This window comes from Brevundimonas naejangsanensis (assembly GCF_003627995.1).
Classification (GTDB): domain Bacteria; phylum Pseudomonadota; class Alphaproteobacteria; order Caulobacterales; family Caulobacteraceae; genus Brevundimonas; species Brevundimonas naejangsanensis_B.
The window spans coordinates 1,008,010-1,028,271 of the sequence record NZ_CP032707.1; the positions used below are offsets into that span (position 1 = coordinate 1,008,010).

At 72.1% G+C, this 20,262-nt stretch carries 19 protein-coding genes; 7 read left to right on the plus strand and 12 right to left on the minus strand.

What is annotated here, in order from left to right; all coding sequences use genetic code 11:
- Nucleotides 1-134: 134 nt before the first annotated feature.
- The gene (locus D8I30_RS04740) at nt 135-842 is read left to right on the plus strand and encodes a dienelactone hydrolase family protein (RefSeq protein WP_240387328.1); all 708 of its coding nucleotides are present in this window, start codon (nt 135-137) and stop codon (nt 840-842) included.
- Between the two features lie 15 nt (nt 843-857).
- Here D8I30_RS04740 and D8I30_RS04745 read toward each other — a convergent pair whose 3' ends face one another.
- From D8I30_RS04745 to D8I30_RS04785, 9 genes are all read right to left on the minus strand, one after another.
- The gene (locus D8I30_RS04745) at nt 858-1,322 is read right to left on the minus strand and encodes an OsmC family protein (protein WP_121481720.1); all 465 of its coding nucleotides are present in this window, start codon (nt 1,320-1,322) and stop codon (nt 858-860) included.
- Nucleotides 1,323-1,359: 37 nt separating this feature from the next.
- Nucleotides 1,360-2,043 (minus strand): GNAT family N-acetyltransferase, encoded by a 684-nt coding sequence (locus tag D8I30_RS04750; protein ID WP_240387329.1) that lies wholly within the window; start codon nt 2,041-2,043, stop codon nt 1,360-1,362.
- A gap of 72 nt (nt 2,044-2,115) precedes the next feature.
- A complete protein-coding gene (gene trpS / locus D8I30_RS04755; protein WP_121481721.1) occupies nt 2,116-3,153 on the minus strand; it encodes a tryptophan--tRNA ligase in 1,038 nt (345 codons plus the stop codon).
- Nucleotides 3,154-3,326: 173 nt separating this feature from the next.
- Nucleotides 3,327-5,024, minus strand: coding sequence for a murein biosynthesis integral membrane protein MurJ (gene murJ, locus D8I30_RS04760; RefSeq protein ID WP_121481722.1), 1,698 nt, complete (start codon nt 5,022-5,024; stop codon nt 3,327-3,329).
- Between the two features lie 30 nt (nt 5,025-5,054).
- Complete coding sequence (gene glnD / locus D8I30_RS04765) at nt 5,055-7,757, minus strand: [protein-PII] uridylyltransferase (protein WP_240387330.1); 2,703 nt, start codon at nt 7,755-7,757, stop codon at nt 5,055-5,057.
- A 169-nt stretch (nt 7,758-7,926) separates the two neighbouring features.
- Nucleotides 7,927-10,620 (minus strand): DNA mismatch repair protein MutS, encoded by a 2,694-nt coding sequence (gene mutS, locus D8I30_RS04770; protein WP_121481723.1) that lies wholly within the window; start codon nt 10,618-10,620, stop codon nt 7,927-7,929.
- A gap of 106 nt (nt 10,621-10,726) precedes the next feature.
- Complete coding sequence (locus tag D8I30_RS04775; RefSeq protein ID WP_240387331.1) at nt 10,727-11,626, minus strand: aldo/keto reductase; 900 nt, start codon at nt 11,624-11,626, stop codon at nt 10,727-10,729.
- Nucleotides 11,627-11,693: 67 nt separating this feature from the next.
- Nucleotides 11,694-12,326 (minus strand): maleylacetoacetate isomerase, encoded by a 633-nt coding sequence (gene maiA, locus D8I30_RS04780; protein WP_121481725.1) that lies wholly within the window; start codon nt 12,324-12,326, stop codon nt 11,694-11,696.
- Nucleotides 12,323-12,976 (minus strand): fumarylacetoacetate hydrolase family protein, encoded by a 654-nt coding sequence (locus tag D8I30_RS04785; RefSeq protein ID WP_121481726.1) that lies wholly within the window; start codon nt 12,974-12,976, stop codon nt 12,323-12,325. The genes maiA and D8I30_RS04785 overlap by 4 nt, the downstream gene beginning before the upstream one ends.
- A 148-nt stretch (nt 12,977-13,124) precedes the next feature.
- Here D8I30_RS04785 and D8I30_RS04790 point away from each other — a divergent pair, with 148 nt between their 5' ends.
- The 3 genes from D8I30_RS04790 (at nt 13,125) to D8I30_RS04800 (ending at nt 14,152) form a co-directional block, all read left to right on the plus strand.
- A complete protein-coding gene (locus tag D8I30_RS04790; RefSeq protein ID WP_121481727.1) occupies nt 13,125-13,469 on the plus strand; it encodes a glycine zipper domain-containing protein in 345 nt (114 codons plus the stop codon).
- Nucleotides 13,470-13,498: 29 nt separating this feature from the next.
- On the plus strand, nt 13,499-13,858 hold the full coding sequence (locus D8I30_RS04795) for a hypothetical protein (protein WP_240387332.1): 360 nt from the start codon (nt 13,499-13,501) through the stop codon (nt 13,856-13,858).
- Nucleotides 13,859-13,972: 114 nt separating this feature from the next.
- Nucleotides 13,973-14,152, plus strand: coding sequence for a DUF1328 domain-containing protein (locus tag D8I30_RS04800; RefSeq protein WP_121481729.1), 180 nt, complete (start codon nt 13,973-13,975; stop codon nt 14,150-14,152).
- A gap of 81 nt (nt 14,153-14,233) precedes the next feature.
- Here D8I30_RS04800 and D8I30_RS04805 read toward each other — a convergent pair whose 3' ends face one another.
- Both D8I30_RS04805 and D8I30_RS04810 read right to left on the minus strand, forming a co-directional pair.
- Nucleotides 14,234-15,031 (minus strand): metallophosphoesterase family protein, encoded by a 798-nt coding sequence (locus D8I30_RS04805; protein WP_121481730.1) that lies wholly within the window; start codon nt 15,029-15,031, stop codon nt 14,234-14,236.
- Complete coding sequence (locus tag D8I30_RS04810; protein ID WP_121481731.1) at nt 15,031-15,987, minus strand: diacylglycerol/lipid kinase family protein; 957 nt, start codon at nt 15,985-15,987, stop codon at nt 15,031-15,033. Before D8I30_RS04810 ends, D8I30_RS04805 begins: the two co-directional genes overlap by 1 nt.
- Nucleotides 15,988-16,134: 147 nt before the next feature.
- Between D8I30_RS04810 and D8I30_RS04815 the strand changes: the two genes are divergently transcribed.
- The 3 genes from D8I30_RS04815 to D8I30_RS04825 all read left to right on the plus strand — a co-directional run bounded on the left by D8I30_RS04815 (nt 16,135) and on the right by D8I30_RS04825 (nt 19,572).
- The gene (locus D8I30_RS04815; RefSeq protein ID WP_121481732.1) at nt 16,135-16,479 is read left to right on the plus strand and encodes a YMGG-like glycine zipper-containing protein; all 345 of its coding nucleotides are present in this window, start codon (nt 16,135-16,137) and stop codon (nt 16,477-16,479) included.
- A 381-nt stretch (nt 16,480-16,860) separates the two neighbouring features.
- The gene (locus D8I30_RS04820) at nt 16,861-18,879 is read left to right on the plus strand and encodes a protein-disulfide reductase DsbD family protein (RefSeq protein ID WP_240387369.1); all 2,019 of its coding nucleotides are present in this window, start codon (nt 16,861-16,863) and stop codon (nt 18,877-18,879) included.
- Nucleotides 18,880-18,903: 24 nt separating this feature from the next.
- Complete coding sequence (locus D8I30_RS04825; protein ID WP_121481733.1) at nt 18,904-19,572, plus strand: thioredoxin family protein; 669 nt, start codon at nt 18,904-18,906, stop codon at nt 19,570-19,572.
- Nucleotides 19,573-19,782: 210 nt separating this feature from the next.
- Here the strand turns inward: D8I30_RS04825 and D8I30_RS04830 are convergent, their stop codons facing one another.
- Nucleotides 19,783-20,259: a hypothetical protein gene (locus D8I30_RS04830; RefSeq protein WP_121481734.1), complete on the minus strand. Its 477-nt coding sequence runs from the start codon at nt 20,257-20,259 to the stop codon at nt 19,783-19,785.
- Nucleotides 20,260-20,262 lie beyond the last annotated feature (3 nt).

Below are 20,262 nucleotides of genomic sequence, written 5' to 3' on the forward strand. Positions count from 1 at the left end.
CCGCTGGGATGAGCGGATGTTGAAGTCGGCCGCCCAACGCTCGACATGAGGGCGGCCTTTTTCTCGGCGGCGACCGGCGTATGCTGCCCGCCATGGAAACGATCTCCGCCCGTTGGGCTCGCCTGGAGCCGCTTGTGACCGTCGTCGGCCCCGACGACGACCGGCCGCGCCCGGCGGTGCTGCTGTTCCACGGCTGCGGCGGCCTGCGCGCCCACCTGCCGCGCTACGCCGAGGCGGCCAAGGCCGCGGGCTGGCGCGCCTTCATCGTCGATTCCTACGGCCCGCGCGGCTGGGGCCGGGGCTTCACCCTGGCCACGGTCTGCACCGGCGTGGTCTTTCGCGGCTATGAGCGGGCGGGCGACGTCCTGGCGGCGATCCACGGCGTGTCGCGGCGGCCCGACGTCGATCCCGCCCGGCTGGTCCTGGGCGGCTGGAGCCACGGCGGCTGGTCGATCATGGAGATGATGACGGAGACGCCCGCGCCCGGCCGTCTGGGCCTGGCCGATCCCGGCGCGGTCGACCTAGCGGGAGTGAAGGCGGTGTGGCTGGCCTACGCCTACGTCGGGCCCTGGGCCTTCAACCGGATGAAGCCGTGGCGGCATTGCCCGCGCGTCCTGGCCCTGACGGCGCGGCATGACCACCTGACCACCGTCCGCAACGCCGAACGGGTCAACGCCATGATCCGCCAATGCGGCGCCGAGGTGGAGAGCTGGGTCGCCGACGGCACCCACGCCTTCGACGAACCGACCAGCAACGGCCCGATGCGCCACCATCCTGAACTGACCGAAGAAGCCCTGCGCCGCTTCGCCGCCTTCCTCGAGGACGCCGTTCCCCAAGCCTAAGGCAGCGCCTGAAGGTCAGCGCGGCTCCACCCGGACGTCGCCTCGGACCGAGTTGGCGATGTAGCACATCTCATGGGCGCGATGGTGCAGGTCGGCCAGGGCCGCCGCGTCCGGCCGCCGGTCCCCGGACCAGGTCACGGCGGGGCGCAGCACCACCTGGGTCATCGACGTCTTGCCGCGCTCGTCCTGGCCCAGGGTCCCTTCCGCCTCGTCGTGATAGACGTCGACGATGAAGCCGTCCTTACGGGCGTAGGCCAGGAAGAACAGCATGTGGCAGCTGGACAGGGCCGCGACCAGGGCCTCCTCCGGGTCCACCGCCGCCTCATCCGACAGGGGCGGCGGCAGCATGGCCGAGGGCGCCGAGGAGCCGCGCACCACGGCCCCGCCGTCAAAGCGCCAGTCGTGGGCGCGCGCATACTTGTTGTCGCTGAAGGGCTGATCGCCCCGACGCCATTCGACCGTCGCCTGATGCAGGCTCATGTCCGCCTCCTTTAGCCCCCGCCCAGCAAGGTATAGGTCATGCGCGCCCGGGCCTGAAACCCCAGCCCGCGATAGAAGGCGATGGTCGCCTCATGCTCGGCGAAGGCGTGCAGGAAGGCCGCCTCCCCCGAGGCCCTGTCTCGCCGACCACGGCGCGAGACAGGGCCGCCGCATAGCCCTGGCCGCGATGGTCCGGGTGGGTGCAGACGCCGCTCAGCTCGGTGAAGCCGTCCACGCGCAGCCGCCGCCCCGCCATGGCGACCAGTTCGCCGTCGCGCTTGACGCCCACGAACGGACCCAGCTTGCGCGTCTGCGACCGGAAGGGACCGGGGCGCGTCAGGGTCGCCAGCGCCAGCATGGCCGGGGCGTCGGCCTCGTCCAGGGGCTGGATGACGTCGTCCAGCCGCGCGCCTTGCGGACCGACGGGCGTCAGCGCCGTCGCCGTCATCTGCACCAGGGCGACCCGCCCGGCGATCACGGCGCCGTCGGGCAGGACGTCGACCATCGGCCCGTCCTCGCGCTCGACCAGGCCCCCGCCGGGGTGGCGCCGGTCCAGCTCGGACAGCGCCCGGCGGCTTTGCGGCGTCGCATCGGCCGCGGCCAGGAACACCCCGATCTCGGGATCGATGCGCACCGCGGCCGACCCCGAATCCGGCGTCACGAACGGCGCCAGGCGCGTGGTCAGGGCGTTGAACACCGCCCGGTCAAGAGGATGGCTCATGGCTCGACGCTCTAGGCGCGAACACGCGGCGACGGAAGCCGCCGCCGCGACGCCGCGTCCGAAAACCGCCGATCAACCCTGCCAGAAGCCGACGATCTTCTTGACCTCGGCGATGGTCGGCTCGGCGATCTCGCGGGCCTGTTCGGCGCCGGCGGCCAGGGCGCGGTCGATCTCGGCCGGGTCGGCCATCAGGCGGCGCATCTCGGCGGTCACATTGGCCATGGACGACACGGCCAGCTCGGCCAGCCTGGGCTTGAAGGCGCCGAAGCCCTGGCCCGCGAACTCGGCCAGCACCGCCTCCCGCGTCGTATCGGCCAGGGCGGCGTAGATGGCCACCAGGTTCTTGGCCTCGGCCCGGCCTTCCAGACCCTCGACCGTATCCGGCAGCGGCTCCATGTCGGTCTTGGCCTTGCGGATCTTGTTGGCGATGGCGTCGGCGTCGTCGGTCAGATTGATGCGCGACAGGTCCGACGGGTCGGACTTGGACATCTTGGCCGAGCCGTCGCGCAGGCTCATCACCCGCGTCGCCGGGCCCTGGATCAGCGGCTCGGGCAGGGGGAAGTAACCGGGCGCGTTGAAGTCGTTGTTGAACTTCTGGGCGATGTCGCGGGTCAGCTCCAGGTGCTGCTTCTGGTCCTCCCCGACCGGCACCTCGGTCGCCTTGTAGAGCAGGATGTCCGCCGCCTGCAGCACCGGATAGGTGTAGAGGCCGACGCTGGAGCGTTCCTTGTGCTTGCCCGACTTCTCCTTGAACTGGGTCATCCGGTCCAGCCAGCCGAGGCGGCCGACGCAGTTGAAGATCCAGGCCAGCTCGGTGTGGGCGGGCACGGCCGACTGCGGAAAGATGACGGCCTTGGCCGGGTCCAGGCCCGAGGCCAGATAGGCCGCCGCGATCTCGCGCGTCTGGGCGGCCAGCTTCTCGGGCTCCTGCCATACGGTGATGGCGTGCAGGTCGGCGACGAAGACGAACAGGGGCGCGCCCGTCTCCTGCAGCTCGGTGAAGCGCTTCAGCGCGCCCAGATAGTTGCCCAGGTGCAAGGCGCCGGAGGCCTGGATGCCGGACAGGATGCGGCGCGGGCCGGTGTATTGGGCCGGGGTCTGGTCAGTCATGATAGCGGATCTCGGAAGTCGAAAGGCGGATGTCGGCGCACGGTTTCGCGTGCGAAAGCGGGGCGTGCGGAAGCCCGGGGCGGCGGATCAGCCGCGCCATCGTCCGTGAGCGAGAAATCGTCCCGAAAGCGCCATGCCCTCGCGCTTATCGGTTCGACGCGCCAAGGGCAAGCTCACCGCGACCGCCGGATCAGGCCCCTGACCTCGGCCACGGTCACGGCGCGGGTCAGGAAGGCCAGGACGACATAGGCCAAGCCGCCCGCCGCCACGACCAGCAGCAGGGTGATCTCCTTGGCGCCGTGATCGACGCCCACCATGGCCAGCAGGTCCTGAACCGGCGCCTGCAGCAGGGGCCGCGCCCAGGAGGCCGCGCCGACCACGGCGGCCAGGCCCGCGCTGGCCAGGACGATGCGCGACAGCCGCCAGACCGCACGCGCGCCCGGCCGGTAATGGCCGCGCCGCCACAAGCTCGTCCCCAGCAGCAGGACGTTGGTCCAGGCCGAGGCGCTGACCGCCGCGGCGATGCCCGAAACGCCCATGCCGAGATAGAAGAGGGCGATGGCCAGAACGGCGTTGACCGCCACCGAGGCCAGGGCGAAGGCCATGGGCCGTCGCGTGTCGCCGCGCGCGAAGAAGGCCGGGGCCAGGATGCGGATCAGGACGAAGGCGGGCACGCCCCAGCCGAAATGCAGCAGGGCCCGGGCGGTGTTGACGGCGTCGACCTGCAGGAAGGCGCCGCGCGTGAACAGGGCGTCGATCAGGAAGTAGGGCATGGCCATCAGGGCCGCCGCCGCCGGCAGGGTCAGGGCCATGGACAGGATCAGGGCCTCGTCCATCGAGGCCTGCTGCTGCCCCCTGTCCTCGGACGCCACCGCCGCCGACAGCTTGGGCAGCAGGGCGATGCCGATCGCCACCCCGACCAGACCCAGCGGCAGCTGATACAGCCGGTCCGCCGTCGCCAGCCAGGTGCGCCCGCCATCGACGAAGCTGGACAGGTTGCCGGAGATGAAGACGTTGATCTGGGTGGCGCTGTTGCCGATGGCGGCGGGAATAGCGGTGATGATGATGGCCTTCACCGCCGGGGTCATTTTCGGCAGGCTGAGGCGGATGTTCGCCCCGGCCCGGCGCGCCGCCCACCAGCACAGGCCGGCCTGGGCCACGCCCGCGACCAGCACGGCCCAGGAGGCGGCGTAGGCGGCCTCGATCTGATCGCCCTTCACCGGGATGACGGCGGCCAGCATGATCAGGTTCAGCAGGATCGGATAGGCGCCCGAGACGATGAAGCGCCCCCTCGCGTTCAGCACCCCGCTGAGCAGGGCGGCGATCGCCATGCAGGGCAGGTAGGGCATGGTGATCTGGGTCAGGATCACGGCCAGTTTGAAGCGGGCCGGATCATCCAGGAAACCGATGTTGATGACGGTCATCAGCCACGGCATGGCCAGCTGGGCGACCAGGGTCAGGGCCACGGTGACGGCGGCCACGGCGGCCAGGGCGTCGGTCGCGACCTTGTCGGCCGCCGCCTCGCCCTCGCTCTTCAGCGTCTTGGCGTAGGCGGGCACGAAGGCGGCGGCGAAGGCCCCTTCGGCGAAGATGCGCCGGAAAAGATTGGGGAAGTTCAGCGCCGTATAATAGGCGTCAGCCGCCGGTCCGGCCGAGGCGCCCAGCGCCGCCGTAATGACCAGATCGCGCGCGAACCCGGCCAGGCGGCTGAGCAAGGTCATGGCGCTGAAGATGGCGGAAGACCGCGCCACCCCGCCCGCCTTGGGCTTGGTCGTCGCAGCGGAGGCCGCCGGCTGGACCACCGGCTCGACCATGGCGTTTGCAGCCGAGATCGGCGCGGCCGGTTCGATGGGATCGGTCTTGTCGTTCACGGCTGTTCCTGCGCTCGGTCCCCAAACGCCTTAGCGCGCCTGCGGGCCGCTGGATACGGCCTTGCGGCCCATGGCGCCCTCAAGGTCCGAGACGTCGCGCATGCTGGCCCGCACAGGAACGATGCGCCGTCCCGCCGGGCCTTGGGGCGCCCGGTCCAGCACCTCCAGCAGGTCGCCCCTCAGCGCCTCCAACCGCGCCTTGTCCGTCGGCTTCCGCCCGTCGGCGTCGGTGATGTAGAAGCCGTCCACCGCCCGTTCGCCGAAGCTGGCGACGTGGGCCGAGCGGGTTGAATAGCGGTGCGCCGAGATGGTCCGCGCCAGGTCGGCCAGCAGGCCCGGCCGGTCGGCGCCGGAAACCTCGATCACCACGGCGCTGGTGCCGGTGTCGGCGTCGATGCGCACTACCGGCCGCACCTCGAACACAGCCCGCCGGGCGCTGACGCGCGGCGCCTGCATGGCCGAGGTCCGTGCGCCTTTCAACACCGCCCGCTCCATCGCCTTGACCAGAATGGCCAGCCGTCGCGGCTCGCGCCCGCCATAGGGTTCGCCCGCGCCATCCTGAATCTCGAACACGTCCAGCGCCATGTCGTCGTCGGCCGTGGCCAGACGCGCGCCCACCACGTCGGCGCCCGCCATCGACAGCGTCGCCGCCAGATCGGCGAACAGGCCGGGCCGGTCGCGCGCCGCCACGGCCACGCGGGCGGTGGATGCCAGCGGCCCCTCGGCGGGCAGGGCCTCGACCGCCGCCCCCTCTCGCCGCGCCCGTTCGACCAGCGCCGGGTGGTCGGCCAGAGGGTCTTCGCGCGTCACGGCGTCGCCCCGGAACAGAGCCTCGGCGGCCTCGAACAGGGCGCGCATCAGCTGCCCCTTCCAGCCGTTCCACACCCCCGGCCCCACGGCGCGGATGTCGGCCACGGTCAGGACCATCAGCATGCGCAGCCGCTCCGGATCGCCCACCGCCTCGGCGAAGGCGCGCACGGTCGAGGGATCGGACACGTCGCGCTTCTGGGCGTAGTCGCTCATCAGCAGATGATGGCGCACCAGCCAGACCACCAGCTCGATCCGGCGCGGATCGACGCCCAGCCGCTCGCAGGCCCGGCGCGCGGCGATGGCCCCGTCCTCCAACTGGCCCCGGTCGCCGCCCTTGCCCACGTCGTGCAGCAGCATGGCCAGCATCAGGACTTCGATATCGGCGATGCGGGGCACGATGGCGGTCGAGGCCGGGTGGTCGGCCTTCAGCTTGCCACGCGCGATGTCGTTGATGACGCCCACCGCCTGCAAGGTGTGCTCGTCCACCGTATAGGCGTGGTACATGTTGAACTGGGTCTGGCCGACGATCCGCCCCCATTCGGGCAGGAAGCGGCCCAGCAGCCCCGTCTCGTTCATGATCGACAGGACGCGATAGGGCCGCTGGCCGTGGGCCAACACCGTCAGAAACGCCTCGGCCGCGCGCGGGTCGCGGCGCAGGGCGGGCGTCACCAGCGTCAGCGAGCGGATCACGGCGGCGAAGGCGTCGGGGTGCAAGTCCAGGTCCAGCCGGTCCGCCTCGACGAACAGCATCAGCAGCCGCGCCGGATCGCGGGCGAAGACATTGGCGCCCGTCACGGTCAGCCGCCCCTCCTCCACCGCCAAGCCGTCAAAGGCGAGCTTGACCCGGCGGCGGCGGATCAGCCGCGACAGGCCGCGCGCCAGCCCTTCCGCCTTCTTCTGCTGGCGCGCCTCCAGCTGGGCCGAGACGGCGCGGGTCAGAGCGCCGACCTCGCGCGCCACCTGGAAATAGCGGCGCATGAAGCGTTCGACCGCCAGTTCGTCGCCGCGCCCGCGCCAGCCCATGCGCCGCGCGATCTCGGGCTGGAAATCGAAGGTCAGCTTCTCCTCGGCCCGCCCGGCGATCAGGTGCAGATGAATGCGCACCCGCCACAGGAAGCCGGCCGCTTCCCGGAAGCTGCGTAGTTCCCGCGCGGTCAGCAGGCCTTCCAGCGCCGCCTGCCCTCGCTCGCTGTCCGGAGCCAGCGACCGGGCGATCCAGAATAGGGTGTTGAGGTCGCGAAGTCCGCCCTTGCCGTCCTTGACGTTCGGCTCGACGCGATAGCGGACGGCGCCGGTCTTCTGCAGGCGCACGTCGCGCTCGGCCATCTTGGCGGCGATGAAGGGGCGCGGGTCGGCGCGGGCGACTTCGCTGCGGAACCGTTTCAGCAGGCTTTCGCCGAGGCCCGCATCCCCCGCCAGCACCCGCGCTTCCAGCAGGGTCGTGCGCACGGTCATGTCGTCGCGCGCCAGCGCCAGGGTCTCGCCGATGGAGCGGAAGGCCGAGCCGACCTTCAGCCCCAGATCCCACAGGACGTAATGGACGAACTCGACCACCGCCTGGGCGCGCGGACTGATCGCCTGTCCCGGCCGCAGGAACAGCAGGTCGAGGTCCGAAAAGGGCGCCAGCACCCCGCGCCCGTAGCCGCCGACGGCCAGCAAGGTCAGCCGCTCGTCCGGGGCCGGATGGGCCTGCTCGGTCGCGAACCGCCACAGGGTGGTGAGAAGGGCGTCGGCGGCCTCGGCGTAAAGGCGCGCCGCTTCGGCGCCGTCGGCGGCGCTTTCGGCGCGGCGGGCGGCGCGGGCGCGGTCGGCGTCGAAGCTTTCACGCAAGAGCGCCGTGACGGCGGCGCGCGGGTCCGGCGCCGAGGCGGCGTCGAGAACAGCGGACGGGAGCGGGGGCGAGGCGGTCACGGCGGCGAGCATAGCACCATTTCTCCCTTCCCCCTCGATGGGGGAAGGGCCGGGGATGGGGGTGCGGACGCGAGCTTGATGATAGGGCGCGGGAGACGCGTGGCGTCTCTGAAACTCAACCTCCACCCGCCTGCCAACACCCCACCCAACCCTCCCCCATCGAGGGGGAGGGCTTCCGCGCTTAACCCTTCGCCAAACCCTTCAGCCGGTACAGCGCCTCCAGCGCCTCGCGCGGGGTCAGGTCGTCGGGGTCGATGGCGGCGACGGCTTCGTCCAGCACGGACTTCACCGGCGGCGGGGGCGGTTCAGCCGCCGCGAACAGCGGCAGGTCGTCCAGCCGCGCGGTCGCCGCCTTCTCGTTTTCCAGCCGCTCCAGCACCGCGCGCGCGCGGCCGACGACCGCCGTCGGCACGCCCGCCAGCTTGGCCACCTGCACCCCGTAGGAGCGGTCCGCCGCCCCGGGCGCCGCCTCGTGCAGGAAGACCAGCTCGCCGTTCCACTCCTTGGCCTTCATCGACAGGTTGCAGACGTGGTCCAGCCGCTCCTCCAGCCGCGCCAGCTCATGATAGTGGGTGGCGAACAGGGTGCGCGCGCGGTTGGTCTCGTGCAGGGCCTCGGCCGTGGCCCAGGCGATGGCCAGGCCGTCGTAGGTGGCGGTGCCGCGCCCGATCTCGTCCAGCACGACGAAGCTGCGTTCCGTCGCCTGGGTCAGGATGGCGGCCGTCTCTACCATCTCCATCATGAAGGTGGAGCGGCCGCGCGCCAGATCGTCGCCCGCGCCGACTCTGGAGAACAGCCGGTCGACCACGCCCAGCTTCATCGACTGCGCCGGCACAAAGGCCCCGGCCTGGGCCAGCACCACCAACAGGGCGTTCTGGCGCAGGAAGGTCGACTTGCCCGCCATGTTCGGTCCGGTGACGATGGACAGGCGCGAGGCCCCGACGCCGTCGCCCGCCAGCTGGCAGTTGTTCGGGGTATAGGGCTGGCCTTGCGCCTTCACCGCCGCCTCGACCACCGGGTGGCGGCCCGCCTCGACGGCGAAGCACAGGCTGTCGTCGACGCTGGGGCGCACGGCCCCGACCTCTTCGGCCCATTCGGCCAGGGCGGCGTGGGCGTCCAGTTCGGCCAGGGCCTCGGCTGCGCCCTGCAGCGGTCCGGCCAGACGCGCCACCTCGCGGCGCCAGCCCTCGAAGGTCTCGGCCTCGATGGCCAGGGCGCGGTGCCCGGCCTGGCTGATCTTGGCGTCCAGCTCCGACAGTTCGACCGTGGTGAAGCGCACCTGATTGGCCAGGGTCTGGCGGTGGATGAAGGGGCTGTCCGGTCCCGCGCGCAACAGGGGTTCGGCCGCCTTGGCGCTGGTCTCTAGGAAGTAGCCGAGGACGGCGTTGTGGCGCACCTTGAAGGCGACGCCGCTGTCGGCGACCGCCTTGGCTTCCAGTTCGGCGATGATCTTGCGGCTGTCGTCGCGCAGGGTGCGGGCGGCGTCCAGTTCGGGCCGGTGGCCGGGGTTCACATAGCCGCCGTCGCGCGCCAGGTGCGGCGGCTCGTCCATCAGGCCGTCGGTCAGCTCGGCCAGAAGGTGCGACAGGTCGCCCTCAAGCGCCAGTCGGTCCAGGCAGGCGGTCACCCGCGCCGGCGGCCCGGCCAGCGGGTCGTTGGCGCAGGCGGCGAACAGGGCGCTGAGACCTTCAGCCGTCGTCAGGCCCGAGCGGATCGCCGCCAGATCGCGCGGTCCGCCGCGTCCCAGCGCCAGCCGCGAGGTCGCCCGCGCCACATCGGCCGAGGCGCGCAAAGACTCGCGCAGGTCGCGTCGCAGATCGCGCCGCTCCAGCAGCCACTCCACGGCGTCCAGCCCGGCGTTGATCGCCGCCGGATCGCGCAAGGGCCGCGAGATGCGTTCGGCCAGCGCCCGCGCCCCGCCCGAGGTCACGGTGCGGTCGATGGCGTGCAGCAGACTGCCGTCGCGCTCGCCCCTCTGGGTGCGGTCGATCTCTAAGCTGAGGCGCGTCGCCGGGTCGATAGCGAGAAAGCCGCTCTCGCCCGAGCGGCGCGGCGGGGTCAGGGCGGGAATCCTGCCCGCCTGCGTCGTCTCCAGATAGGCGGCGATCAGGCCCAGTGCGGAAACTTCCGCCTCTTCGAAGGCGCCGAAACCGTCCAGCGCCGAGACGCCGTAAAGCCGCTGCACCCGATCCTTCGCCCCGACCGGCTCGGCCAGGGCCTGGGGCATGGCCTGAACCACGCCGCCCGAGCCGTCCAGCGCGCCCTTCATCGTCTCGTCCGAGAACAGGCGATCGGGGACCAGCACCTCCGACGGCCGGAACGCCGCCAACGCCGCGCCCAGATCGTTGAGGTCGCAGGCGACCGAATCCACCACGCCCGCCGACAGTTCGACCACCGCCACGGCGGCCCTTCCTTTACGGATCGCCACGGCCGCCAGCCGGTTGGCGCCGCGCGCGTCCAGCAGCGTGTCCTCGGTCAGGGTGCCGGGCGTCACCACCCGCACGATGTCGCGGTGGACCACGGCCTTGGAGCCGCGCTTCTTGGCCTCGGCCGGGTCTTCCAGCTGTTCGCAGACGGCGACCTTGAAGCCCTGGCGGATCAGCCGCGCCAGATAGCCGTCCATGGCGTGGACGGGCACCCCGGCCATGGGGATGTCCTCGCCCTGGTGCTTGCCGCGTTTGGTCAGGGCGATGCCCAGCGCCGCCGCCGCCTTCTGCGCGTCCTCGAAGAACAGTTCGTAGAAGTCGCCCATACGGAAGAACAGCATGGCTTCGGGCTGTGTAGCCTTGACCGACAGGTATTGGGCCATGACCGGCGTGGTGCCAGCGTCGGGCTTGAGGTCGGTTTTCGGCGGGTGGGAAAGCGGCGCGTTCATCTGACCCGCAGGGTGGCGGATCGGGACGGCGGCCTCAAGCGCGGGCGGCGCCGCTCATGCACAGGGGCGCGGTTTCCCGCGCCCGGCCTGTGGATAGGCGTAAATTTCAGGCCGCGTGAACCAGGCGCAGGCGGGGGCGCGAGGCCAGGGCGGCGGGCGTCTCGTCCAGGGCCAGGGCGTCCCAGTCGATGTCGGGCGTCGGCGCGTGGGAGGCGGCGATGATGGCGCGCAGCTCGGCCGAGGAGGCCACGCTGGCGATGACCGAAGCCACCCCCGGCAGGGTCAGCACATAGGCCAGGGCGGCCTGCATCGGATCGACGCGCGCCTCGGCCAGGCGGCGGCGCGTGCGCGACAGGGCCATGCCGTGGGCGGCCAGCTCCGGCGGCAGGCTCTCGCGGTTGGCGAACAGCAACCCTTGCGCAAAGACCGAGGCCAGATGCACCTCGATGCCCTGCCCGGCCAGATCGGCGATGACGCCGGCACGCGCCGCGCGCTGGTCCAGGATGTTGCAGGTCAGCTGCACCACGTCGGGCTGGAAGCGGCGCGCCAGCAGGCCGGGACCGTCCTCGACCGTGGCGATGAAGCCGACCTTGCGGAAGACGCCGCGCGCCTTGAGCGCCTGCAGCCGATCCCACAGGGCGCGGCCCTCGGCCCCCGCCAGATCAGCGGCGTTCTGCACCAGGACGGCGTCGCCGCGCGGCAGGCCCATGCGCTCCAGCGAGCGGCGGGCGCGCGCCTCGACCCGGTCCAGGCCATCGGCCAGGGGCACGGTGCGCACGGTGACGCGGAAGGGCGAGGGGAAGGGCCAGGCCTGGCCCAGCATGCGCTCGACGTCGCCCTCGGGCTGGGTGGCGACCAGGCCGATCCCGGAGTCTCCGGCGGTCTGCAGCAGATGGCGCATGGCCTCCTCCCGCTGGCCGGGCGGCAGCGGGCGAGACCGTTCAGGCTCGGTCGCCACGGCGATGGCGAGCCTGTCGGCCGGAGAGGGCGGGACGGCGAATCTCACGACGCCGATCATCCGCGCGAAAGCTTAAGGGAGATTGACCGAAATCAATGCAAGCAGCGAACGGCGCCTAATCGGCGTCCGGCTGGCGGTCCGGATGGGCGGCGAGAAAGTCGGGATGGAGCTCGGCCCGGGCCTCGATTTCCAGCAGGCGCGGAAAGCCCGCCAGGTCGACGTGGAACCGGCGCGCGGAATAGAGCTGCGGGATCAGGTAGCAGTCGGCCAGGGTCGGCCGGTCGCCGAAACACCAGCCGTCGCCATGGCGCACCACCAGGGCCTCCAGGGCCTTGAAGCCGTCGACGATCCAGCGCGCCGCCCAGGCGTCGAGCCCGGCCTGATCGGCGCCCAGGGCGCGCACCGCCTTCAGGACCCGCAGATTGTTCAGCGGGTGAATGTCGCAGCCGACCACCGCCGCCATGGCCCGCACCTGGGCGCGCCCCGCCGCGTCGGGCGGCAAGAGGGCCGGCTCGGGATGGGTCTCCTCCAGCCACTCCAGGATGGCCGGGCTCTGGGTCAGGACCAGGCCGTCGCCGGTCTCCAGCGCCGGGACCAGGCCCTGCGGGTTGAGCCTGAGATAGGCTTCGGCGCCTTGCGCCTCCGTGCGCAGGTCCAGCGGCGCCGTCTCATAGGCCAGGCCCTTGAGGTTGAGGGCGATGCGGGTGCGGTAGCTCGTGCCCGAGCGCCAGTAGCCGTGCAGGATCATGCCGTCACCGTGAAGCGCAGCGGCGGCAGGCCTGCGATCGTCGCCTCGACCCGGTCGCCGGGCGTGAGCGGGCCGACGCCCTCGGGCGTGCCGGTGAAGATCAGGTCGCCGGGCTTGAGGGTCCACAGGTCGGCGGCCTTGGCCAGGACGCCCTCGACGTCCCAGATCATGTCCGACAGCCGGCCCGACTGGCGAACCTCGCCGTTGACCGTCAACTTGATGGCGGCGTCTGGCGCGGGCGCGGTCAGGCTCAGGGCGCCGCAGGGGGCCGACTGGTCGAACGCCTTGCCCGCCTCCCACGGCCGCCCTTTGGCTTTCGCCTCGGCTTGCAGGTCGCGCCGCGTCAGATCGACGCCTACGGCCCAGCCGACGGGCCGCGCGTCCGGGCCCAGGGCCACGACCAGTTCGACTTCGTAGTGCAGGTTCGCCGTCGCGGGCGGATAGGCCGGATCGGCCCCGTCCGTAACCAGGCCGTCGGCGGGCTTGGAGAAGAAGAAGGGCGCGGGCTTGTCCGGATCGGCGCCCATTTCGCGGGCGTGGGCGGCGTAGTTCTGGCCCACGCACAGCACGCGCCGCACCGGCAGGCGCCGGACGTCGCCGTCGATCGGCAGGGAAGGCGTCGGGGCGGGCGGGAACAGCCATTCGGTCATGACGACTGTTCTAGGGCCAGGCCCTCGCCCGCGCCAGAGGTCGCGGGCTCACGCTCGGCGTCACAGGAACCTTGATCGTCGGTGTGGCGTTCCGGGCTGGGCTTCTCTATTTAATCGTCAAGCTTACACAAGGAGCGGAGCGCGCATCATGGCCACGTCCAAGGCTCGGGAAGACATCAAGAACGACCTCAAGACCCTCAAGGAGGACCTGAAGGCCGGCGCCCGCGAGGAAACCCAGCGCCTGAAGGAAAAGGCCTCGGAGGCCGAAGCCCGCCTGCGCGAGCAGGGCGAGGAGCTGCGCGAGAAGGCCCGCGGCTATTACGACAGCGCCCGCCTGCGCGGCCGCGACTATTACGACGACGCCGCCGAACGGTTCGACGAGGCCCATCGCTACGTCGTCGAACGGGTGCAGGAGCGCCCGATCCAGTCCACCGCCATCGCCCTGGGCGTCGGCGTGGTGCTCGGCCTGCTGCTCGCCGGTCGTCGCCGCTGATGCTGGGGCGGGGGCTCATCAACCGCGCGGTGGCGACCTTCATCGCCGCCGGCGCGGGCTTCGTGGCCATGGTCGCCTTGGGGGCCACGGTCTATTACCTGCTGCTGCTGGTCGTGCCGCCGGTGATCGGGGCGGCCCTGACCGCCCTGCTGTTCGCCCTGGTCGCGGCCGTCGTCGCCCTGGTCTTCGTGCGCCGCGCGCACGGCGGCGAGGAGGAAGAGGAGCCGGAAGGCCTGGCCGAGCGGGCCCTGCACCTGTTCCAGCAGCGCCCGCTCCTGGGCGCCGCAGCGGCCCTGGCGGGGGGCTTCATCTTCCTGCGCAATCCGGCCCTGGCCACCATGGTGGCGGCGGCCTTCACCGAGAAGAGCCGCGTCCGCCGTCGTCGCTAAACGAGGGTTCCGGCGGAACGGTCAAGTCTCCGAGACGTTTGTTCCGGCAAGCGGCGTTGTCGACGGGAGGGGTCGAAAGCCCGCTCCCGTCAACGATTATCGGAGGGTTCGCCTATGCTTCGCTGGGCCATCATCTTCTTCATCATCGCCCTGGTCGCGGCCGTCCTCGGCTTCGGCGGCATCTCGGGCATGTCGTTCGAGATCGCCAAATTCATCGCCATCATCGCCGTCATCCTCTTCGTCATCTCCCTGCTGATCGGCGGGCTGAGGGGACGGGGCGGACCGCGCATCTAGGGCTCGCTTGAACCCCAGGAACCCAGGGCCGCGACCTCGGCGTCGCGGCCCTTTTTCGTGTCCGAATGAGCGGAAACGCAATCAGGGCGCCTCAGCCCTGCGGCGCGGCAGACGCCAGATCTGGTGGTCGGCGAAGCCCCGCCCGTCCCAGGCTACGGCCGAGACCGTCACCGCCTCGACGTCCCACTCGATGCGGTTGAAACTGGGCGGCGCCCCGCGCTCGCGGTGCGACAGCGTCCCGCAGCCGACCGCATAGGAACAGTGGTCGGCCAGGCGGATGGGCAGGGCGAAGGGCACATGGACATGGCCGCTGACCACCAGGTCGACCCCGGCCTCGGCGAAGATGCGGGCGGCGGCCTCGCCGCGCTTGACCGCGCCGGTCATGGGGGCGCCGATCATCTCGATCAAAGGATGGTGGCAGGCCAGGACGCGCAGCGCTCCGGCGGGCGCCCGGCGCAGGGCCTCGGCCGCCCGGCGCGTCTGGTCGAGATCGATCACGCCCTTGGACCAGTTGGGCCGCGCCTGCCAGCCGCGCGCCGTGGTCACGCCGCGCACCATCAGGGCGTCGTGGCGGAACTCGTGGTCGTGGGCCGGATGACCCGTCGCCCGTTCGAAGGCGCGCCAGGGCCAGAACAGCCGCGCCGCCACGTCCCAATAGGGCACGTCGTGGTTGCCCACGGTGACGAAGACCGGCGCGGGCAGGGCCTCAAGCCAGGCGGCGGCGGCGGCGAACTCGGCGGGCAGGCCGCGCTGGGTGATGTCGCCGGTGACCAGGATCAGGTCGGCCCCGGCGCCCCGGGCGTAGTCCAGCGCCGCCGCCGTCGCGTGAACATGCTCGCAGCCGAAATGCACGTCCGAGAACTGTAGGACCCGCCCCACTAGAGACTGTCCGCCCCCGCCTGAAGCCGGGGCGCCAGGGCGGTGAAGGCGCGCGGCCGAAAGGTCACCGTCGCCTCGCGGCCCAGCAGCATGGGCTCGCCGTCGATCACCGCCGGAATGCGCAGCCGCGCCTCCACGGCGATGCGGCGCGCCGGCCGGGTCGTCACCGTCGGATCGTGGCGCCAGTCGTCGAACAGGGCGTGGGCCGCCAGGCGGAAGGCCTGGACCGCGTCCGTGGTGTTCATGGCCGCCGCCTCCAGCCCGGTCGGCGCCGCCATGGCCTTGGAGATCAGCGGGCTGATCAGCACCAGGGCCTCGGCCTTTTCGCGGGGGGCGTCGTCCAGGCTGTAGCGCACCCGGCCGGTGAAGGCCTGCTTGAGCGCGCGCCGGGCATGGGTCCAGGCCGTCCTCAGCTTGCCCTCGCGAATGGCCTCGCGCGCCGGCGCCCACAAGGCGGGCGAACCCAGGATGGCGGCGCAATAGAAGGCCTCGCCCTCGACCTCCCCACCGGCGACCGGCTGGGGCGTCCCTTCTTCCAGCGCCAGCCGCAGGGCCGCCTTCCAGTCCGCCGTGCCGTACAGCGCCTTGGGCAGCATGTTCATGGTGCCGCCGGGCAGGGGGGCGATCAGCGGCCCCTCGGCCCCCGCCCGGGCGGCGACCGAGCGCGCCGTGCCGTCCCCCGCCAGGACGAAGAGGGCGTCCGGCCGCGCCGCCAGGGCCTCGCCGATCTGCTCGGGGATGCGCGGCCCCTCCAGCACCACCACCTCGGCCTCGCACGGATAGACCGCCAGGATGGCCGCCGCCTCGTCGGCCGCCTGGGCGCCGACCCCGCCCGACAGCGGATTGACCAGGATGATCACCCGTTCCAGCCGGGCCTCGCGGGTCAGGGCGCGCGTGGGCTCGACGGCGTCATGGTCCTGAGGCGGAGAACCCGGGGCGTCGGGGGCGTCGATCATGGGCGGCGAACGCCTGCGCGCGCGGCCAGTTCCTTCCACGGCGACGCTTGAAAAATATTGTGAAGCTGCCGGCCTTCGCCCCGGAACCGCCGCCTTCCGCTGGCGTTATCGAATTTCAGGGGAGCCTTAGGGATGAAGGACAGATCCATGAACAAGGCGATCATCGCCATCGCCGGCGCCGGACTTCTGGTGACCGCCTGCGCCAGCGACCCGTATTACGGCGGCACGAACGAGACCGTGCGCCAAGGCGCCATCGGCGCCGGCATCGGCGCGGTGGCCGGCGCCATCATCGGCAACAACGTCGGCGGCGGCAACGCGGCCACCGGCGCGGCCATCGGCGCCCTGGCGGGCGGCGCAGCCGGAGCCATCCGCGGCTCCCAGCAAGACCGTCGCAACCAACAGCGCTATCGCGACAGCCAAGGCCGCTACTACTACTGCTACGACAACCGCCAGACCGAGTGCTACTGGGAGAACGGCCAGCGCCGCTACTGATCCCGATCCGCTCCGCGCCCGACGACGTTCGGGACGGTCTGAAGGGCGGCCCGCCGACGCGGGCCGCCCTTTTTGCTGGAGAAAGGAGCGCGCCCGCTGCGGCGCGCCGTCGCGGGCGCTTGGCCCGGCGCGGCATCGCCGTCTAAGGTCGCCGACCTCTCGTCGTCTGCGTGGCGCCCGTCCTTGCACCATCTCTACCGCCTCCTGTCCCAACTGACCCCGGCGCTGCTATCCGCGGCCCTGCTTGTGGTTGGCGCACCCGCCGCGGCCGCCCCCTCGCCGACGACCGCGCCGTCCCTGGCCGAGGCCCTGGCCGCCGGCGCCGCGCCCCCTGCGGCCGGGCCGCGCCGCACCGAGCGGATCGAGGCCGAGCTGGTCCCCATGAGCGCCTGGGCCGCGCCCGGCTCGACCGCCGTGGTGGCGGTGCGCCAGAAGATCCAGCCCGGCTGGCACACCTATTGGCGCAATCCCGGCGATTCCGGCGGCCCGACCACCCTGGACTGGACCCTGCCCGCCGGAGTTGTGGCGGGCGACATCGTCTGGCCCCTGCCCGAGCGGCAGCGGCTGCAGAGCCTGATGAACTACGGCTACAGCGACGCCGTCTTCCTGCCCGTGCCGATCGAGGTGCCCGCCTCGACCCGCCCCGGCCAGACCCTGCGGCTGACGGCCGAGGCTCTGTTCATGGTCTGCAGCGACCAGATGTGCGTGCCCGATGAGCTGACGCTTAGCCTCGACCTCAAGGTTCAGGACGGCGCCGCCCCGCTCGATCCCCGCTACGGCACGGCGATCCAGGCCGTGGTCCAGGCCGCGCCGCGCCCCGCCGGGATCCAGGCGCGCGTCGCCCTCGCCGACGACCGCCTGAGCCTGACCGCCGGCGGCGGCCCCTTGGCGGGCGCGACGCCAAAATGGGCCTATTTCTTCCCCTTCGAGGGCGGAGTGATCGACCACGCCGCGCTCCAGACCGGCGAACGCGGGCCGCAGGGCGTCAGCCTGTCGATCCCGGCCGGGCGCGGCCTCCAGGCCAAGGGGCTGGCCGGGCCGGTCGGCGGCGTCCTGGCCACCGACCTAGGCGCCTGGGAGATCGTCGCCGAACCCGGCCCCGCCCTCATCGGCACGTCGGGTCAGGGCACGCTCGGCGACGGCGAGGCGGCAGGGAGGGCGGTCTCGACGGGCGGCGCGGGCTTCGTCCAGGCCGCCCTGTTCGCCCTGCTCGGCGGGCTGATCCTCAACCTCATGCCCTGCGTCTTCCCCATCCTGGCGATGAAGGCGGCGGCGCTGAGCCGCTCGGCGCATCATCCGGGCGAGGCGCGGCGCGACGGCCTGGCCTTCCTGGCCGGGGTGCTGGCGACCTTCCTGGTCCTGGCCGGCGCCCTGCTGGCCCTGCGCGCGGGCGGCCAGGCCATTGGCTGGGGCTTCCAGCTGCAGTCCCCGGCCGTGACGGCGGCCCTGGCCCTGCTGATGCTGGCCGTGGCGCTGAACCTGTCGGGCGTCTTCCACATCGGCGCGGGCCTGCAGGGCGCGGGCTCCGGCCCTCTGGCGCGCCTGCCCGGCGCGGCGGGCGCCTTCTTCACCGGGGTGCTGGCCGTGGTGGTGGCGGCGCCCTGCACGGCGCCCTTCATGGCCCTGGCGCTGGGCGCGGCCCTGGTCATGCCCTGGCCGATGGCGCTGGCGGTCTTCCTCATGCTGGGGCTGGGCCTGGCCCTGCCCTATGTGCTGATCAGCCTGAGCCCGCGCCTGCTGGCCCGCCTGCCGCGCCCCGGCCCATGGATGGAGACCCTGCGCAACCTGCTGGCCTTCCCCATGTACGGCGCCGCCCTGTGGCTGGCCTGGGTCTACGGCCGCCAGACCGCCGACGCCCTCGCCCTGTTGTTCGGCGCCGGCCTGACGCTGGCCCTGGCCCTGTGGCTCTATGGCCGTTCGCAAGCCGCGCCGGGACGAGGCCGCCCGGCCGCCGTCGCCGCCGCCCTGTCCCTGATCGCGGCCCTCGGCCTCGGCGTCCTGGCCGGACGCGCCGCGCCGGCTTCGGGCCAGGACGACGCCGCCGCGACGCACCTGGCGTCGCAGCCCTGGTCGGAACAGGCCGTGCGGGCGGCCCTGGCCGAGGGGCGGCCGGTGCTGGTCAACTTCACCGCCGACTGGTGCGTGACCTGCAAGATCAACGAGGGCGCGGCCCTGTCCTCGCGCCGCACGGCCGAGGCCATGGCGCGGACCAACGCCCTCTATCTGGTCGGCGACTGGACCCGCCGCGACGACGCCATCACCGCTGAACTGCAGCGCCACGGCCGCTCGGGCGTGCCGCTCTACCTCGTCTATGCACCGGGCCGGGCCGAGCCCCGCGTCCTGCCCCAGCTGCTGACCGAAGGCGTCGTCGTCGACGCCCTGAACGACGCCGCCCGCTGAGTTTCACCTGAAGGAGACCGCCCCATGTTCCGCGTGCTGACCGTCGCGGCCGCCGCCGCCCTCGTCCTGGCCGCCTGCCAGCAACAGCCCGCCGCCGCGCCCGACCAAGCCCCGGCCACCGCCGTGGTGATCGCCGCCGTCGCCGGCCCCGGCGACATGGCCCCGGCCTTCACCCTGGTCGACGCCGAGGGGGTCCCGCGCTCTCTGGCCGACTTCAAGGGCAAGACGGTGGTGCTGGAGTGGACCAACGAGGGCTGCCCCTATGTGAAGAAACACTACACCGGCGCCATGCAGGCCCTGCAGCGCGAGGCGACGGCCGACGGCGTGGTTTGGCTGACCATCATCTCCTCGGCCCCGGGCACGCAAGGCTTCGTCGAGGGCGAGGAGGCGAAGGCCTGGCAGGCCAAGCACAAGGCCGCCTTCACCCATCTGCTGCTCGACCCGACCGGCGAGGTGGGCAAGCGCTACGACGCCAAGACCACGCCCGACATGCGGATCATCGACCCCGAGGGCCGGCTGATCTACGTCGGCGGCATCGACGACAAGCCGACCAACAAGGTCGAGGACCTGCAAGGGGCGAACAACTTCGTCCGCGCCGCCCTGGCCGACGCCAAAGCCGGTCGTCCCGTCCAGACCGCCTTCGCCCAGCCCTACGGCTGTTCGATCAAATACCCGGAGACGGTGGAGGGCTGAGCCTCAAAGCCCTCCCCCTCGATGGGGGAGGGTTGGGCGGGGGTGTGGGCAGGCGGTTTCCGTTGAGGCGCGGGCGACGCAGGCGTCTCTGGCGCCCACCTTCAAACCTAGCGCGTTCACCCCCATCCCCCGCCCTTCCCCCCATCGAGGGGGAAGGGAGACCAGCACGGGCCTCAAGCAGCGCGAGCGCGATAGGCCCAGAAAAGAACGCTACGCCGCCGGGCGAGGCGGCGAGGTGATGACCTCGACGTTGTCGTTGAGCAGATAGGCCAGCTCGTCCAGGGCGAGCTTGCGCTCGGCGGCGTCGGGGGCGGCCTCCAGCGCGGCGATCTTGACCGGGATGTCCTCGGAAATGCCGCGCAGGATGCATTTCAGGTCGTTGTCCGTCCCCCGCTCCTTGAGCGCCAGATGGCCCTGCAGGTCGCGCCGGGCCAGGTCGGCCGCCTGATCCTTGAAGGCGCCGAAGGCCGCCCCGGCGAAGAAGCCCGCCCGGTCCGCCTCGCCCGAGGCGATCCAGCCGTCGACCACCGCCTTCAACGCGCCCGAGCGGGCCGCCAGGTCGGCGAACAGGGGCTCGTGCGCCACCGAGACCGGGGCGGCCGGGTCCATGGGCGGCTGGGCGGCGGCTTCGGCCACGGCGGGGTCGGCCAGCATCAGGGCGACGGCGAGGGCGAGGGCGCAGGACATGGC